The organism is Nocardiopsis quinghaiensis, from assembly GCF_008638365.1.
GTDB classification, from domain to species: Bacteria; Actinomycetota; Actinomycetes; order Streptosporangiales; family Streptosporangiaceae; genus Nocardiopsis; species Nocardiopsis quinghaiensis.
Genome location: NZ_VWVU01000006.1, coordinates 287,277 through 302,734, shown reverse-complemented (window position 1 = coordinate 302,734; position 15,458 = coordinate 287,277). Strand labels below are relative to the sequence as shown.

Annotated in this window: 13 protein-coding genes and 1 pseudogene; 5 read left to right on the top strand and 9 right to left on the bottom strand. The window is 70.2% G+C overall.

Going from position 1 to position 15,458, the window contains the following annotated elements; translation table 11 throughout:
• Positions 1 to 78: 78 nt before the first annotated feature.
• Positions 79 to 711 carry a bifunctional 4-hydroxy-2-oxoglutarate aldolase/2-dehydro-3-deoxy-phosphogluconate aldolase gene (gene eda / locus FYX01_RS15235; protein WP_150241827.1) on the top strand — a complete coding sequence of 211 codons (633 nt, stop codon included), beginning with the start codon at positions 79 to 81 and terminating at the stop codon, positions 709 to 711.
• Between the two features lie 59 nt (positions 712 to 770).
• Here the strand turns inward: eda and FYX01_RS15230 are convergent, their stop codons facing one another.
• From FYX01_RS15230 to FYX01_RS15215, 4 genes are all read right to left on the bottom strand, one after another.
• The gene (locus FYX01_RS15230; RefSeq protein ID WP_150241825.1) at positions 771 to 1,496 is read right to left on the bottom strand and encodes a class I SAM-dependent methyltransferase; all 726 of its coding nucleotides are present in this window, start codon (positions 1,494 to 1,496) and stop codon (positions 771 to 773) included.
• A 101-nt stretch (positions 1,497 to 1,597) separates the two neighbouring features.
• Positions 1,598 to 2,383 (bottom strand): TetR/AcrR family transcriptional regulator, encoded by a 786-nt coding sequence (locus FYX01_RS15225; RefSeq protein ID WP_150241823.1) that lies wholly within the window; start codon positions 2,381 to 2,383, stop codon positions 1,598 to 1,600.
• Between the two features lie 111 nt (positions 2,384 to 2,494).
• The gene (locus FYX01_RS15220) at positions 2,495 to 3,058 is read right to left on the bottom strand and encodes a DNA-3-methyladenine glycosylase I (RefSeq protein WP_150241822.1); all 564 of its coding nucleotides are present in this window, start codon (positions 3,056 to 3,058) and stop codon (positions 2,495 to 2,497) included.
• An 88-nt stretch (positions 3,059 to 3,146) separates the two neighbouring features.
• Positions 3,147 to 4,073, bottom strand: coding sequence for an ABC transporter transmembrane domain-containing protein (locus FYX01_RS15215; protein ID WP_394350472.1), 927 nt, complete (start codon positions 4,071 to 4,073; stop codon positions 3,147 to 3,149).
• A gap of 438 nt (positions 4,074 to 4,511) precedes the next feature.
• On the opposite strand from FYX01_RS15215, the gene FYX01_RS15210 reads away from it, so the two are divergent.
• From FYX01_RS15210 to FYX01_RS15195, 4 genes and pseudogenes are all read left to right on the top strand, one after another.
• Positions 4,512 to 6,584 (top strand): hypothetical protein, encoded by a 2,073-nt coding sequence (locus FYX01_RS15210; protein ID WP_223830478.1) that lies wholly within the window; start codon positions 4,512 to 4,514, stop codon positions 6,582 to 6,584.
• 28 nt (positions 6,585 to 6,612) lie between these two features.
• A complete protein-coding gene (locus tag FYX01_RS15205) occupies positions 6,613 to 8,157 on the top strand; it encodes an ABC transporter substrate-binding protein (protein WP_223830477.1) in 1,545 nt (514 codons plus the stop codon).
• Between the two features lie 175 nt (positions 8,158 to 8,332).
• A pseudogene (locus FYX01_RS15200) lies at positions 8,333 to 9,294 on the top strand (ATP-binding cassette domain-containing protein).
• Positions 9,291 to 10,121 (top strand): ABC transporter permease, encoded by an 831-nt coding sequence (locus tag FYX01_RS15195; protein ID WP_150241817.1) that lies wholly within the window; start codon positions 9,291 to 9,293, stop codon positions 10,119 to 10,121. Before FYX01_RS15200 ends, FYX01_RS15195 begins: the two are co-directional and overlap by 4 nt.
• Before the next feature lie 3 nt (positions 10,122 to 10,124).
• Here the strand turns inward: FYX01_RS15195 and FYX01_RS26200 are convergent, their stop codons facing one another.
• The 5 genes from FYX01_RS26200 to FYX01_RS15175 form a co-directional block, all read right to left on the bottom strand.
• On the bottom strand, positions 10,125 to 10,331 hold the full coding sequence (locus FYX01_RS26200) for a hypothetical protein (protein WP_190394340.1): 207 nt from the start codon (positions 10,329 to 10,331) through the stop codon (positions 10,125 to 10,127).
• Positions 10,328 to 10,462, bottom strand: a complete 135-nt coding sequence (locus FYX01_RS27040; protein ID WP_263363748.1) for a hypothetical protein — start codon at positions 10,460 to 10,462, stop codon at positions 10,328 to 10,330. Before FYX01_RS27040 ends, FYX01_RS26200 begins: the two co-directional genes overlap by 4 nt.
• A 321-nt stretch (positions 10,463 to 10,783) precedes the next feature.
• Complete coding sequence (locus FYX01_RS15185) at positions 10,784 to 11,257, bottom strand: hypothetical protein (RefSeq protein WP_150241813.1); 474 nt, start codon at positions 11,255 to 11,257, stop codon at positions 10,784 to 10,786.
• Entirely contained in the window at positions 11,254 to 13,632 is a 2,379-nt protein-coding gene (locus tag FYX01_RS15180; RefSeq protein WP_223830476.1) for a molybdopterin oxidoreductase family protein, read from the bottom strand. The genes FYX01_RS15185 and FYX01_RS15180 overlap by 4 nt, the downstream gene beginning before the upstream one ends.
• A gap of 484 nt (positions 13,633 to 14,116) precedes the next feature.
• Positions 14,117 to 15,346 carry an MFS transporter gene (locus tag FYX01_RS15175; RefSeq protein WP_150241808.1) on the bottom strand — a complete coding sequence of 410 codons (1,230 nt, stop codon included), beginning with the start codon at positions 15,344 to 15,346 and terminating at the stop codon, positions 14,117 to 14,119.
• Positions 15,347 to 15,458 lie beyond the last annotated feature (112 nt).

Here is a 15,458-nt window from a genome sequence, read left to right as displayed (position 1 = left end):
TCCGGGCACGCCGGGGGACCGGCCCCACGGCCGCGGCGTGCCCGCCCCCGACCTTCGACCGACCCTGGAGAACACGACATGACGACGAACCCCCGTTCGGGTGCGGACATCCTCGACCTGGCCCCGGTGATGCCGGTGGTGGTCGTCTCCGACGCCGAGACCGCCGTGCCGCTGGCCCGCGCGCTGGTGGCGGGAGGGCTGCCGGGCATCGAGGTGACCCTGAGGACCCCGGGCGCGCTGGGGGCCATCGAGCGGATCGCCGCCGAGGTGCCCGAGGCCGTGGTGGGCGCGGGCACCGTGGTCACCCCCGACCAGGCCTCGGCCGCCGCCAGGGCCGGTGCGCGCTTCCTGGTCAGCCCCGGGTGCACGGCCGGCCTGGCCTCGGCGATGGCCGACACCGGCCTGCCCTTCCTGCCCGGTGTGGGGACCGTGTCCGAGGCGATGGCGCTGCTGGAGCGCGGGGTGTCGGAGATGAAGTTCTTCCCCGCCGAGGCCGCGGGCGGCGCCGCGTTCCTGAAGTCGCTGACGGGCCCCCTGCCCCAGGCGCGGTTCTGCCCGACCGGCGGGATCACCGCGGACTCCGCCCCCACCTACCTGGCCCTGCCGAACGTGGGCTGTGTGGGTGGCAGCTGGCTGTCCCCGGCCGACCTGGTGTCGGCGGGCGACTGGGACCGGATCACCGGACTGGCCCGGAAGGCGGCGGCACTCTAGGCCATCCCCCACGTCCCCCGGTCCCCGTGGCGGTGGCCGGGGGACCGCTCTTTCCCGGTTCAGCGCGAGGTCTGGGGAACGTGGTGCTCCGGCATCCGGAAGTAGATCATCGGGTTGTCGGTGCTGGTGCGCACCGGCTCGCCCAGCCCCAGGTCCTCCCGCAGCTCCAGGAGGGCGATGTGGGGCGCGGGCGCCCGCTTGCGGGAGGGGGTGAAGAAGTCCGTGCCGGTGCGGCGCAGCCACGACAGCACCACGGCGCCCTCGGTCAGCGGCAGGGCCCGCTTGCCGTGGAAGACGTCGTGGACGCTGACCGGGGTCCCCGGAGCGATCCGGGGGAACAGCTCGGACAGGTACCACTTCGCGAACCGGCCGTTGTGCGCGGCGTCCACGAACAGGTAGTCGATCTTCTCGGGGACCTGTGACATGTTCTCGCGGATGTCGCCCTTGTGGAACTCCCACCGGTCCAGGGCCAGGTCGGAGGGCACGTTCGCCACCACGTTGTCCACCATGTCGAAGGAGTGCAGCGTCCCCGTGCCGTTGTCGCGCAGCGCCTGCAGGATCCACGTGGTGGACCAGCCGTGGAAGGTGCCCAGCTCCATCACCGTGTCCGGCCGCGTCTCGCGCAGCAGCATGTAGGTGATCTCCGCCTCGAGGTCGTCGAGCTGCGGCGTCATCCGTCCGCGCGTCCGCCGGAGGAAGTCGCGTTGCGCGTCCCTGACCTTGGCCAGCGGATCCCGGTACCTGCGGTACAGGTCTCCGATCAACGACAGGTCGATGTCCCCCATACCGTTCCCCTCCGGTGTCGTCACGCGCGACGTCGATGCGGGTTTTACCGTACCTCCAGCGGGTCGGATCACGCAGTTCCCACCTGCGGACCGGCGTCCTTTCAGGAGCGGTCCCGCGGGGCGTCCTGAGGGGTCCGTGAGTCCACGAGGGCCTGGACGCCGTCCAGGACGCGCTCCAGGCCGAAGGTGAACTCGTGCTCGGGGGAGTACACCGCCTGGTGCGCACCGCCCACCGCGCTGCCGACGCGTGAGGCGAGCGGGTAGTCGCCGTCCCGCACGAACGTCGCCAGCAGCGGGCCGTGGGTGCGCCACCACTGCCCGTCGGTCATCCCCGAGGACCTCTCGGTCTCACCCGCCGCCACGGCCTGGCTGGCGGCGCCCTCCGCGTAGCTGTTGACCAGGCTGACCGTGGAGTCCATCTCGGCATCGGTCAGGCCCAGTCCGTCCACGGCCGACAGCTCGTACTCGTACTTGGCGATGAGGTGGGGTCCGAGCAGGCGGCTCCGGGGGGTCTGCAGCATCCACGGATGGCGTAGGAACAGGCGCCAGTTCGCGTGGGCGACCGCGCCCAACCGGTCCCGCCAGTGCCCGGGCCGCTCGCCCCCCTCGTACAGGTCCGCGTACGCGGCGTCGAGCATCAGGTCGACCAGTTCGCCCTTGCCGGGGACGTAGGTGTACAGCGACATGGTCCCCACGCCCAGGCGTTCGGCGACCTTGCGCATGGACAGGGCGGCCAGCCCGTCGGCGTCGGCCATCTCCGAGGCCACGGCCACGATCCGGTCCACGCTCAGATCCGGTTTGCTCCGTCGGCTGACGGGCTCCTGGGTCCGCCACAGCAGGGCGAGGCTGCGTGCGGGGTCTCCGCTCCTGGGGTACTGCGTGGGCATCGGCCGTCCTGCTCTCGGTCCGGGTGGGGCCAGTGTAGGGCAGGGCGCCCGCGCGGGCCGGCCGGCGTTCACGCGCCGGGGACGAAGGAGCGCGGGCGTCTCCAGCGGTGCTCAGGCGGGTTTGGCGGGACAGCCGGCCAGGTGGTCGTCGACCACGCCGACGGCCTGGAGGTAGGAGTAGACGATGGTCGTGCCGACGAAGGTGAAACCGCGCTTCCTGAGGTCCTTGCCGATCCGGTCCGACAGAGGGGTGCTCACCGGTACCTCGGACTGGTCGGTGAAGCGGTTGACCACGGACACGCCGTCCACCCAGCCCCACAGGTAGTCGGCGAAGGTGCCGTGCTCCGCGCGCACCCGCTGGAAGGCCCGCGCGTTGCGGGGGAGGGAGGCCACCTTGAGGCGGTTGCGGATGATCCCGGCGTCCTGGAGGAGCCGGTCGGCGTCCTCCTGGCCGTACTCCGCGATCCGGTCGTGGTCGAAGCCGTCCAGGGCCCGCCGGTAGTTCTCCCGCTTGTTGAGCACGGTGGACCAGGACAGCCCCGCCTGCGCGCCCTCCAGGACGAGCATCTCGAACAGGTGGTCGTCATCGTGCGAGGGCCTGCCCCACTCCTTGTCGTGGTAGGCCCTCATCAGGTCGGACGACCCCCGTGCCCAGGCGCAGATCTGGTCGGACATGGCAGCTCCTCGGGGCCGAAGGCGGTGGTCACGTCCATGGTGCCCGGAGGCGGGGACAGTCGGGAGCGCGTCGGCGGCGGCGAGAGGGTCAGGGGGTGCCGTGCCAGGACCTCCACAGGGCGGCGTAGGGGCCGTTCGCGCCCACCAGTTCGCGGTGGGAGCCGAGCTCGGTGATCCTGCCGTCCTCCACCACGGCCACCCGGTCGGCGTCGTGCGCGGTGTGCAGCCGGTGCGCGATCGCGATCACCGTCCGCCCCTCCAGCACCGCCGCCAGGGACCGTTCCGTGTCCCGCGCGGTGGTGGGGTCCAGCATCGAGGTCGCCTCGTCCAGCACCACCGTGTGCGGGTCGGCCAGGACCACCCGCGCCAGGGCCAGCTGCTGGGACCGAGCCGCGTCCAGCGCCGTGCCGCCCGCGCCCAACGGGGTGTCCAGTCCTTCCGGCAGCTCCCGCGCCCAGCCCGCGTCCACCGCCGCCAACGCGGCGAGCAGCGGCACGCCGATCCCCACGACCGCCGCCAGCACCGGGGACACGGCGAAGAGCAGGACGGCGACACCCGTGTAGGCGATGACCGCGCCCACGCCCGGTCCGGTCATGGTGAGCATCCGTGCGATCCGGCCCACGTCCAGGACCTGCATGGTGGACAGCTCACCGGAGGAGAGCCTCCGGGGCAGGGCCGCGCCCAGGAGGGCCGCGTGCCTGGCCACCACGCGCATGGTGCGCAGCGAGGCGTCCATCCGCACGAGCGTCATGGTGCGGTGCCGCATGATCGACACGACGGCGTTGCCCGCCCCCACGAGCGCGAGCACGGTCACCCACAGCAGCAGGGCGCCGCGGTCCCCGGCCCGCAGGCCGTCGTCCACCGCGCGGGCGAGGAGGTAGGGCGACACCACCAGTCCGGCCATCCAGGCGATGCCCCAGAGGGAACCGGTCAGGATCCTCCACGGCTGCGAGGCGATGAGCCACCACAGGTAGCGCCAGGGGCCGCGGACGTCCGGCGTCCCGGGTGGGGGCAGCCGCGGTGAGCGCGTCCCGGTGGCGTGCTCACGTGTGTCCGCGGCCGCCGCCGTCCCGGTGTCCGCCACGGGCCCCTCCGCTCAGATCATGGAATTCATCCCATGAAAGCAGGTCCGGTCCGTCGGCGGAAGGCGTCTCACCCGCCTGTGGACAACTCCGGAGTATTCCGTTCCCTCGCTCGGGATGGTTGATCCTAAGTAACATTAGTGCCACCAGTCACGAAGTTCGCAAAACTACACAAAACGCCGATTGGTGAAGGAATTGTGTAAAGCGTGTGTCACAAAAAAATGATCCCGGACATAAGATTGGGGAGATCGCGCATCATGTGTCAGTGGCAAGCCAGTCATTGGCGCGGTGCGGGAACGAGGGGGCGAGAATGCGCGTCATATGTCATTGGCAGGCAGGAACAGGGGAGAGGAACTGGAGGTGGCCTGGTTGTGACGCATAGCGCGGAGATGCAGGAGGGCTCTGAGGGTCTGGTCGGTCAAGAGGTACAGAATGCTTATTGCGAGGAGCTCATCGGATCCACGTGGTCCGGTCCGCAGGGACGTCGGCGCCCCATCCTTGTCGTTCACGGGCCGCAGGGTTACGGCAAGTCCCACTTCGTTCTGTACAAGGCCCGGGACCTGGAGATGCGCGGCATCCCCTACGCACATCTGGACTTCGCCGCCACCAGGTACAGCTCCAATGTCCCCGACGTCTTCGCGGACATCGCCTCCCACCAGGAGAGAGGCCTTGCTCGCGCGCTGAGGCACTACGGGCGTCTGCAGTTTCCCCGGCTCTGGACCGCTCTGATCACCATTCGCCTGGACCTCGACGTCGACGAGGGCCAGGACGACGAGGGCAGTATCAAGAACAGGAACGACAGGGCGCACGCCCGGATCAGCGATCTGGTGGACCAGGTCTGGCCCAGCGGCCTGGTCCGGCTGGGCAGACTCATAGGCGAGGCGGGTAACCTCCTGCCTCCGGCGGGGCTGGTCGGCGGTGAAGCCCTCTCCGTCGACATCGCCAGGTGGATCGCCGAGGTCTCCGAAATGGGGACCCGCGTCTTGGACCGCGTGTTCGAGTGGTTTCGCAGCCAGGGGCAGGGCACGCAGGCCAGAGAGCAGGTGACCGACTCCCTCTACCACCTGTGGTTCCAGGCACAGGACCCCGACGCCGTCGACGTCGTGTCCAGGATCTCCAACAGGGAGAAGATGGCGCGCTTCCTGAGTGAGGCCCTGTTCGCAGACCTGCAACACGCGTCCTGGTCGATCGGCCACCAGCCCACCCCCGTCCTGTTGTTGGACAACACCGACCGGGGCGTGGGGCCAGTGGTCCTCAGAGCCCTGGCACAGGTGCCGGCCCCCTTCAACAGGTCCACGTTCTTCGGCGGTGCCGGTTTCCCGGAACCGCTGACCATCGTCGCCACCGCGGCGGACACGGTCAGTGGGGTTCCCCTCGGGCAGTTCTACGAGGACGTCCGCCAGTACATGCGGTTCCTGCCCCTGACCCCGATGGGTTCAGCGGACATCGGCAGGCTGTTCTCCCTTTTCGGAGGCGACGACTACGTCTCGGGGGAGATCGCCGACCTCCTGGCGGACTTCACCGGGGGCCATCCCGGGACCACCGCCCAGCTCGTCGAAGCCTGGATCGCGGTCGGGGGAGGCAGTATGCACGCCGCGCTCCACCACCGCCCCAGGGACCCGGTCACCAGGCTGGCGTCCACTATGACGGTCGAGGAACGCATGTTCGAGGCGGCCTTCAACGGCGACCCTGGCCGGCTCGACCACCGCTTGCGAGAGGCACTCGTCACCTGTTCCGCGGCCAGGAACCCCGACGCCGGCCTGTGGCTGAACCGGTGGGGTGACCTCACCGAGCGGGTGGAGGAGGAGCGCCTCCTCGCCCACCCGCTCTGGGACCGGAAGGTCCCGGAGGCGACCACGGTGCTGCGCCGCCTCCTCTCACGGAATCTGGCCAGGCGCCCGACCAGCGCCCCCGGTCACTGGGAGGCCGTGCACAGCAAGCTCGCCGACTACTACCGGAGCGAAGAGGCCGATATTCGGCACTCCGCTGAGCACGAGGTCTACCACCGTCTCTGCGCTGGGCAGTTCGCATATGCGGCCCGGCAGCTCCATAAGCGGCTCAAGGATCCCGGTATCGGAGGCCAGGAGTGGGTTCGGCTGCTTCGTACCACCACCTCCGCCCCCCTGCGGACCCCTCCTTCGTTCTCACTCATGGACACGTGGGTGGACACGTGGCAGAAGCACGCCGCCTCGGAGGACCTGGTGGGGACCCCGGAGGATCCGGAGGAGGCCGAGATCATCCTCAAGCTCGTCGTGGCACGCCACATCCTCCACGGCCCCGAACCCGAGCCCTTCGACCCCGAACGCTTCTGCGAGATCCTGCACTCCTCCTGCCACAGCATGTTGAACGATCTCGGGGGACGGATCCCGTGGGGGGCGACCTACCTCTTCGAAGAGGCGGCCTGGCACCTGCGGATGGTCGCCAAGTACGGGAGGACGGCGTGATCAGCCATTCGCCGGAGAAAGGACGTCCATGCCTCGCCTGAATAGCGCGAGCACACCCGCACCCGTACCCGTACCCGGGGTCAGTGTGCCGGGTCCCCTCTTCATGAACTGGCTGAGGCGGTGGTGGAGACTGGTCGTGCCCGTTCTGGTGCTCCTCATCGTGGTCCCGACCGTTCTCTACTGGAACGTGTTCGCCTGTGGTGGTCCCACCAGCGGTGTGCGGTTGGTAGGAGGACAGTGTGTGGGTGTCACTGACGGCACGTACGTCTATCACAAGCAGTACAACGATGTGCAGGACGCCATCGAGGCTGAGAACGACCGGGTGGCGGAGGAAACCAGCGGGCCTGTCGTCCGGATCGCCTTCCTGGGTACGTTGACCTTCGGCGAAGTTAGCCCCATGGACCCCATCCGTATGCTCAGTTCCCTGGAGGGCGCGTACACCGCGCAAATGCGAGCCAACCACTCCCATGACTTCGGGGATCAAAAACCCCAGATCCAGCTGTTCCTGGCCAACATGGGCGGCCAACAGGAGCAGTGGCAGACGGTCGTGGACGACCTCGTGGCCATGTCCGAGAACGAGGAGAACCCGCTTGTTGCGGTCATCGGCATGGGCGTGAGCATCGACTCCACCCGGGACGCGGCCGAACATCTCAGCGGACACGGCATCCCCATGGTGTCCTCCGCGGTTACCGCTGACAGTCTCGCGCACAGCGAGATCGAGGGCCTGGTACGTGCCGCTCCCAGCAATACCGAGTACGTGCGTGCACTGGGCGCTTACCTTGAGGGCCTGGACGAAACGATCAGGGCCACCCTGGTCTTCGACAACACCGAACCCGACCTGTTCGTCACCACCCTGCGCGATGCCTACAAGAAGTATCTCGGCGAGTACATCCAAGGGCACCCCCAGCAGTATGTCGGCACGACCGTCGGCGACACGCCCACCACGGGCACATTCGCGATAGCGACCAACAACGTGTGCCACTCGGGTAACAACACGGTGTTCTTCGCTGGCCGCACTCCGGACTTCAGGGAATTCCTCAACTCCGTCAAGTCGAACTGCGAAGAGGTGCCCTTGAGGGTGCTGTTCGTCGCCACCGGCCTGACCGCCATGAACGACAAGATGACGGAGCACTTGCACGAAGGAAACATCAACCTGGTCTACGCCTCGGGCATCGATCCCTTCTGGAGCAAGGAGGAGGCACCGCGGGAGGACGTACCGCCGCACTACGAGGACTTCGTGGAAGGTTTCCTCGAGCACGTCGGCAAGGATAAAACCGCCCTCCCCAACGGGTACGCCCTGGTCGGCCACGACGCGTTCGCCGTGGCCGCCAGCGCTGTGCGGGCGACCAACCTGGTGAGGTCGGACGGCCCACTCACCGTGGAAGACGTACAGCAGCGGCTGATGCAGCTCAACACCGCCAACAGGGTCCCGGCCGGCGGTGGCACTCTCAACTACAGCGAAGAACTCGGTGGCGAGGCGGTCGGCAGGTACGTGCCCATCGTCGAACTGCCCCGGCCGGGGGAGGTTCCCCGGCCCGACCCCTACGTCATCGGCGTCAACGAAGGTTTGTGACCCCTCCCGAACCCGAGTCCCTCTCTGAGGTGTGGTTCCGGACCAGCACCTCTCCTCCCGCCTCCGGGAAAGATCTCGTACAGGGTACGAAATCTTTCCCGGGGCTCTTGTGCTCACTGGATCGTAGGGCGTACTGTACGCCGTACGGGACCAGGCGGAGTGAGGGGAGGACGCTGTGGAAGCGACCGGTTACGCGGTCACCGCACGCGGTCTGGGGAAGCGCTACGGGAGGAGCTGGGCGCTGCGGGGGTTCGACCTCGACGTGCCCGTCGGCAGCGTGTGCGGGCTGCTCGGGCCCAACGGCGCGGGCAAGACCACCGCCGTGCGCGTCCTGACCACGCTGCTGCGCGCGGACGAGGGCACGGCCGGTGTCGCCGGGCACGACGTGGCCACGAACGGGGACGGGGTCCGCCGCAGCATCGGACTGGTGGGCCAGAACGCGGCCGTCGACGAGGTGCTCAGCGGGCGGCAGAACCTGGAGATGTTCGGACGCCTGTACCACCTGGGCGCCCGCCGGGCCGCCGCGCGCGCGGACGAGCTGCTGGAGCGCTTCCGACTGGCGGACACCGGCGGCAAGCCGGTCAGCGCCTACTCCGGCGGTATGCGCCGCCGCCTGGACCTGGCCGCGAGCATGATCCTGTCCCCGCCGGTGCTGTTCCTGGACGAGCCCACCGCCGGGCTCGACCCGCGCGGACGGGGCGGGGTGTGGAGCGCGGTCCGCGAACTGGTGGCGGACGGCACGACGGTACTGCTCACCACCCAGTACCTGGAGGAGGCCGACCAGCTCGCCGACCGGATCTCGGTGGTCGACTCCGGCCGCGTCGTCGCCGGGGGCACCCCCGAAGAGCTCAAGTCCCGTCTGGGCGGCGACCGCCTCGACGTGGTGCTGCGCGACGCCGCCGCACTCGACGGGACCGCCGCCCTCGTCGAACGGGTGGTCGGCGAGAGGCCGGGGACCGAGGTCGACACGCGGCGGATCAGCGTGGGCGTGAGGGACCGGGTCGCGGCCCTCACCGACGTGGCACGGGCACTGGAGTCGGAGCGGGTCGCGGTGGAGGACATCGCGCACTGCGCCGTCCCACCCTGGACGAGGTGTTCCTGCACCTGACCGGTGACCGAGTGGAGGAGACCCGATGAACGGCACCACGGCCCGTGCCGGTGGGCCCACGGCCGCCGACCGCCTCCTGTGGGCGCTCGCGGACGGGTGGACCATCACCCGGCGCGACATCGTCCACTGGCTGCGCCGGCCCGGGCAGCTCGTCGCAGGACTGCTGTTCCCCGTCGCCATGGTGCTGATGTTCGGGTTCCTGTTCGGCGGGGCGATGACCGTGCCCGGCGGCGGGGACTACCGGGAGTTCCTGATGCCCGGCATGTTCGCCATGGCGATGGTCTTCGGGGTGGGCGAGACGGTCACCGCCGTGTCCCACGACACCGCGCGCGGGGTCACCGACCGGTTCCGCTCCATGCCCATGGCGCCCTCCGCCGTCGTGGTGGGCCGGTGCGCGGCGGACATGCTCAGGTCCGCGATCACCCTGGCCCTGCTGGTCGTCTGCGGCCTGCTGGTGGGCTGGCAGTGGAACGGCACCCTGGGGGAGGCCGCGGCCGCGCTCGGACTGCTCCTGCTGCTGCGCTTCTCCCTGGTGTGGGTGGGCGTCTACGTCGGCCTGGCCGTCCGGGGCGAGGGGGCGGTCACGGCCGTGCACACCCTGGAGTTCCCGCTGGGCTTCCTGTCCAACGCGTTCGTGGCCACGGCGTCCATGCCGTTCTGGCTGGGCGCGGTCGCGGACTGGAACCCGCTGTCCTCCACCGTCGCCGCGGCCCGGGAACTTTTCGGCAACCCCGGCTGGGGAGGCGAGGGCTGGATCGCGCAGAACGCCGTGCCCATGGCAGTGGTCTGGCCGCTGGCGACCACGGCGGTCTTCCTCCCGCTCTGCGTCCGGCGGTTCCGCTCCCTCGGGCGGTGAGGGTCAGGCCGGGAAGTCGCCGAGGAAGGTCCGGGCCCGCCTGCGGTTGCGTTCGGTGAGCGGCATCGCCAGGAACAGCATGAGGGAGAGCGTCGTCCCGCAGCCGAAGAGGGTCCCGCTGAGGACACCGGCGATGACTCCGTACCGCCGTGGGTTCCGCTGGGCGTAGGTCCGAACGCGGACGAACAGGGCGGGGCGCTGTCGTTTCACCGGACCACCTGCTGGTGGGCCGCGTCGTAGAGGCCGCAGAACCCACGCATCCGTCGACGCCGTGGGAGGACGACCAGGGGAGGGGCGAGCTCCCCGTAGCTCGGGAAGCGGGCGGCCGGGGGCTGGTGCACGGGTCCTCCGCGGGACCCGTGACGGGGGAGCGCGACCGGGCCGGTGCCGCGCCTGCCCGCATCCCAGGCGAGACGGGGCACGGCGGACGCGGGACCGCCTTCGGACACGAGGGTCCCCACGTCTCATCGTCTCCCCGTCCGAGCGCCGCGCCCCGACGGTGACCGTCCCGGGCGCCGGGGTGTGTCGCGGCGCGTCGCCCCGCAGGTTCCCGACCGCATGGACCGACCGCGTCCGGTCGGCCGCGAGCACCACGCCCTCCGTCTCCGCGACCAGCCGCCGCCGCGGCCGACCCCGTCGGACCGCGGCACGGCGGCAGCGGCTCAGCTCGACAGGATCTGGGGCGAAACCGTCTTGAGCATCGCGTCGGCCCAGGTCATCTGCCGCAGCGACCGCGGGTGACACCGCTTGGTGAGCGCGAGCAGTTCGGTGTCCGCGACCACCTGCGCGCCCTGGCCGAGCAGGTCCCAGTCCAGCGAGACGCCCGCGGCCATGCGGTGCAGCCGCCGCAGGTCCGCCAGGAGCAGCAGCTCCGGATCGGAGCTGTCGCCCGACAGCGCGCCCGCCTCCTCGGGAAGCGGCTCCGGGGCGTCCACCTCCGAGTCCCCCAGGTTCAGACCGTAGCGTTCACCGGCCGCGGCGAGTTCGCGCACGTGCTCCCGCGACCAGCGGGCCAGGTCCATGGACACGTGGCGGACCTCGTGCTCGTCCGCGTGCTGGTCGGCCATCCTGAGCAGCTCATCGGCCAGGGCGCTCTCCGAGCCGTACAGTTCGTGTAGCGCCAGGTGGATCTTCATGACACGCCTCCGCCGATGCGCTCCTCGGTGGCGGCGTCGGGGCCGCCATGGGTCTCGGACACCTCGGTGCTGACCGGTCGGGACGCGGTCGTCGTGGGTGCGGGGGCCGGTACGTGCCCGCCCCCGTCAAGCGGGCGCAGCCGGGCCGCCGAGGTCTTGAACAGGGGCTGCTTGGACACCGGGTCCCAGTCGGTGACGGTCATCTCGTTGGCGGCCCGGTCCCTGCCTCCGGCCTCACCGTCCTTCACGGTGTCCCAGTAGCCGTAGTGGAACGGGACGAACAGCACCCCGGGGCGGATGTCGTTGATCCGCGCCCGCGCCCGGATCGTCCCCCGCGGCGAGGCCACCTCGACGAGGTCGCCCTCGGACACCCCTGCCTCCCGTGCGTCGGAGGGCGAGACCTCCACCCAGACCTCGGGGGCCGCCCTCTGCAGCTGCGGAGCGCGCCCGGTCTTGGTGCGCGTGTGGAAGTGGTACAGGGTACGGCCGGTGATGAGCGCGAAGGGGTGCTCCTCGTTCGGCTCCTCGTGCGGAGGCAGGTACTCGGCCGTCCTGATGATCGCCTTGCCGTCGGGGTTCATCGCCTTGTAATCGGAGGGCTCCTGCGGAGCGCCGGTGACCATGTCCCGGCCGTAGGTCTCGCAGACATCGGACGAGGCCCAGAACCGGCCGTCCGCGTAGAGCCGCTCGGTACCGTCCGGGTTGTCGTCGTTGCAGGGCCACTGGACGCCGCTGCCACCGCGCAGCTTGTCGTAGGTGATGCCGGTGTAGTCGCACGGCCGGCCGGCGCTGGCCCGCTTCCAGGCCTCGAAGGCCGACTCCGGGTCGTGCCACTGCGGGAACGGCGCGCCGTCCTTGTCCCGGAAGTCCATCCGCCGCGCGTAGTCCAGGAAGATGTCCAGGTCCGACCGGGCCTCACCGGGAGGGTCGACGGCCTTGTCGGACAGGTGGACGGTGCGGTCGGTGTTGGTGAACGTGCCCGTCTTCTCGCCCCAGGTCGCGGCGGGCAGCACCACGTCGGCGAGCTCGGCCGTCTCGGTCATGAAGAGGTCCTGCACGACCAGGAACAGGCCCTCCTGCGCGAGCAGCGAGCGGATCCGCTCCAGTTCGGGCAGTGACACCGCCGGGTTGGTGGCGCTGATCCACAGGAACCGGATCGACCCCTTCTCGGCGTAGCGCATGATCTGCATCGCGTGGGTGGGCGGGGAGTAGTGCGGGATCCTCATCGGGTCGACGTTCCACACCGCGGCGAGGTCCGCGACGTGCTCGTCGTTGCTCCAGTTGCGGAAGCCCGTGAGGTCGCCGTCGGCACCGCACTCGCGCGTGTTCTCCGCCGTGGGCTGACCGTTCATCTGCAGGACGCCCGCGCCGGGCCTGCCGAGCATGCCGCGGACCAGGTGGATGTTGTTGACCTGTACCGACGCGGCGGTCGCCTGGTGTGACTGGTAGAAGCCCTGGAGCACGGTCGACAGCAGTCGCTCGGCGCTTCCGAGCAGCGCCGCCGCCTCGCGGATCTGCTCCGCCGGGACGCCGCAGATCTCGGCGGCGTGCTCGGGCGGGTAGTCGGCGACCATCTCGGCCAGACCGTCGTAGCCGACCGTGTGGGCGTCGACGTAGTCGTGGTCGACCAGGTCCTGGCGGATGATCTCGTGCAGGATGCCGTTCATCAGCGCCATGTTGGTTCCCGGAAGCGGCGCCAGGTGCAGTGCGGCCTCCCGTGCCACCGGGGTCGGCCGGGGGTCGACGCACAGGATCCTGGGCGGATCGGACCCGGCCAGCCGGTCGAGCACGCGTGCCCACAGCACCGTCTGCGTCTCGGCCATGTTGTGGCCGTAGAGGGCGATGACGTCGGCGTGGTCGATGTCGGTGTAGGAGCCGGGCTGGCCGTCGCAGCCGAACGACTCCTTGAGCGCCGCGGACGCGGTCGCCGTGCACAGGCGGGTGTTGCCGTCCAGGTGGTTGGTGCCGATCGCACCGCGGCTGATGGCGGCGAGCGTGTAGTACTCCTCCAGGAACAGCTGCCCGGTGGTGTAGAAGCCCAGCGCGCTGGACCCCTGTTCGTCGAGCAGCTCCTTGCTGCGCCGCACGACCATGTCCATCGCGGTGTCCCAGTCGGTCTCGACCAGTTCACCGTCCCGGCGGACCAGCGGCCGGGTGAGCCGGTCCCGCGAGTCGTTGGCCTGCCACCCGTAGAGGTCCTTGGGGCCGAGGCGCCCGTGGTTGACGCGGTCCTGGCTCCTGCCGCGTACCCCGACCATCCGCCCGTCCTTGACCGCGATGTCGAGCGCGTCGCCGTTGGAGTGCAGGATCGACGCGGACCTCACCCACCGGTCCACCTGGTCGGGCGTCACACCCTCGGCAAGGTGGCTGTCCACCCTGACCGGCCACTCCTGGCCGGACCCGTACGGGGTCCGGGAGCCCCATGGTTCGGCGATCCGATCCTTCGACACCACCGACACCACCCCCTCTCGCTACGGCTGGAACGCGTGGGCGCCGCTACCCACGGGGGGAAGGCGTAAACGGTGCGTGTCCCGGTGCCGCCACGCCCGTCCTCGACGAAGGACCCATGCCGCCCGCCGTGCCCGGACCTTCGATAGGGCCCGGGCGGCGAGTACCGCCGGGCAGGCCAGAGCGGTGAGGACGACGAAGGCCGGCCCGGCGGGTACGCCGTGGAAGCGCCGGGGCTCTGGAGGTGGAACGGGCCCCGGAGGCGGAGGACCACCGACGCGGCGCCGCCGGGCCGGGGGCGGGCGTGATCAGTCCGGTGGAGTGGTCGCAGGTGCGCGAGCGGCCGTCACCAGACGACGCCCGGCCACCGGCACACGGTCGGCTGCCGGGAGTCCACAGGAGAGGGGTTTCTCAGATTCCTCCGCGCTCCGATGCGACGACCTTCTCGGCAGTCTCGGCCTCGGGGCCGCGGAACGGGCTGCGGGAGAACTCACCGCCGCGCAGGCGTACGGCCAGGACGAGCGTGGCCAGACCGACGAGGGTGATGCCCGCGCCCGTCCACAGGGGCGAGGTGTAGCCGAGCCCCGCCGCCAAGCCGAGGCCGCCCGCCCAGGCTCCGAGGGCGTTGCCGACGTTGAACGCGGCGATGTTGGCACCGGAGGCCAGGGTGGGCGCCCGGTGGGCGAAGCGCATGATCCGCATCTGGAGTCCGGGGACGGTCGCGAATCCGAAGGCGCCCATGAGGAGCAGGGCCGCCAGCGCCGCCCAAGCCAGATGCGCGACCAGGGCGAACACGGCCAGGACCAGGGCGAGCACGGTGAACAGCACCAGCAGGGTACGGCCGAGGGCGCGGTCGGCCAGGTGTCCGCCGAGCAGGTTCCCGGCGAACAGGCCCACCCCGAACAGGACGAGCAGCCAGGGCACGGTGGTCGAGGCGAACCCGCTGACCTCGGTGAGGGTGAAGGCGATGTAGGTGAATCCGCCGAACATGCCGCCGAAGCCGAGTACGGTGACGGCCAGGGACAGCCACACCTGGACGCTTCTGAAGGCCCCGAGTTCGGCGCGCAGCCCTCCTTCGGCGTGCTCCTGCCCGGCTCCTCGGCCGGGGACGAGCAGGGCGATACCGACGAACGCGGCGATGCCGATGGCGGTGATCGCCCAGAAGGTGGAGCGCCACCCCAGTGCCTGGCCGAGGAAGGTGCCGAAGGGCACGCCCAGGACGTTGGCGGTGGTGAGCCCGGCGAACATGAGGGAGATCGCGGCGGCGACGCGGTGCGGAGGCACGATGCGGGCGGCCAGTACGGCGCCGATGCCGAAGAAGGCGCCGTGGCACAGAGCGGCCAGCACGCGTCCGGCGAGCATGACTTCATAGGTGGCGGCAAGCGCGGAGACCGCGTTGCCCGCGATGAACAGCACCATGAGCAGCAAAAGCGCGCGTTTGCGATTGACGGTGTTGAGCAGGGCGGTCAGGCCGACGCCCCCGACGGCGACGGCCAGGGCGTAACCGGAGACCAGGTAGCCCGCGACCGTGGGCGTGACGTCGAAGTCGGCGCCCACCTCGGGTAGCAGACCCATGATGACGAATTCGGTGAGTCCGATGCCGAAGCCCCCGACGGCGAGGGCGTACAAGGCGAGCGGCATGGGAGGTGCTCCTCGGAGAGACATGTCATTGCATGCGCACTAGTTGCAGACGCAACATTATGGTTGCACGCGCCTCCTATCCGCGCAAGCTGCTATCGTGTTTCCTCCAACA

Excerpts from the sequence above, each read along its gene's own strand:
- FYX01_RS15175 (WP_150241808.1), bottom strand. The coding sequence starts at position 15,346 with ATGCCGCTCGCCTTGTACGCCCTCGCCGTCGGGGGCTTCGGCATCGGA.
- FYX01_RS15225 (WP_150241823.1), bottom strand. The coding sequence starts at position 2,383 with ATGCCCACGCAGTACCCCAGGAGCGGAGACCCCGCACGCAGCCTCGCC.
- eda (WP_150241827.1), top strand. The coding sequence starts at position 79 with ATGACGACGAACCCCCGTTCGGGTGCGGACATCCTCGACCTGGCCCCG.
- FYX01_RS15205 (WP_223830477.1), top strand. The coding sequence starts at position 6,613 with ATGCCTCGCCTGAATAGCGCGAGCACACCCGCACCCGTACCCGTACCC.
- FYX01_RS15195 (WP_150241817.1), top strand. The coding sequence starts at position 9,291 with ATGAACGGCACCACGGCCCGTGCCGGTGGGCCCACGGCCGCCGACCGC.
- FYX01_RS15220 (WP_150241822.1), bottom strand. The coding sequence starts at position 3,058 with ATGTCCGACCAGATCTGCGCCTGGGCACGGGGGTCGTCCGACCTGATG.
- FYX01_RS15185 (WP_150241813.1), bottom strand. The coding sequence starts at position 11,257 with ATGAAGATCCACCTGGCGCTACACGAACTGTACGGCTCGGAGAGCGCC.
- FYX01_RS15230 (WP_150241825.1), bottom strand. The coding sequence starts at position 1,496 with ATGGGGGACATCGACCTGTCGTTGATCGGAGACCTGTACCGCAGGTAC.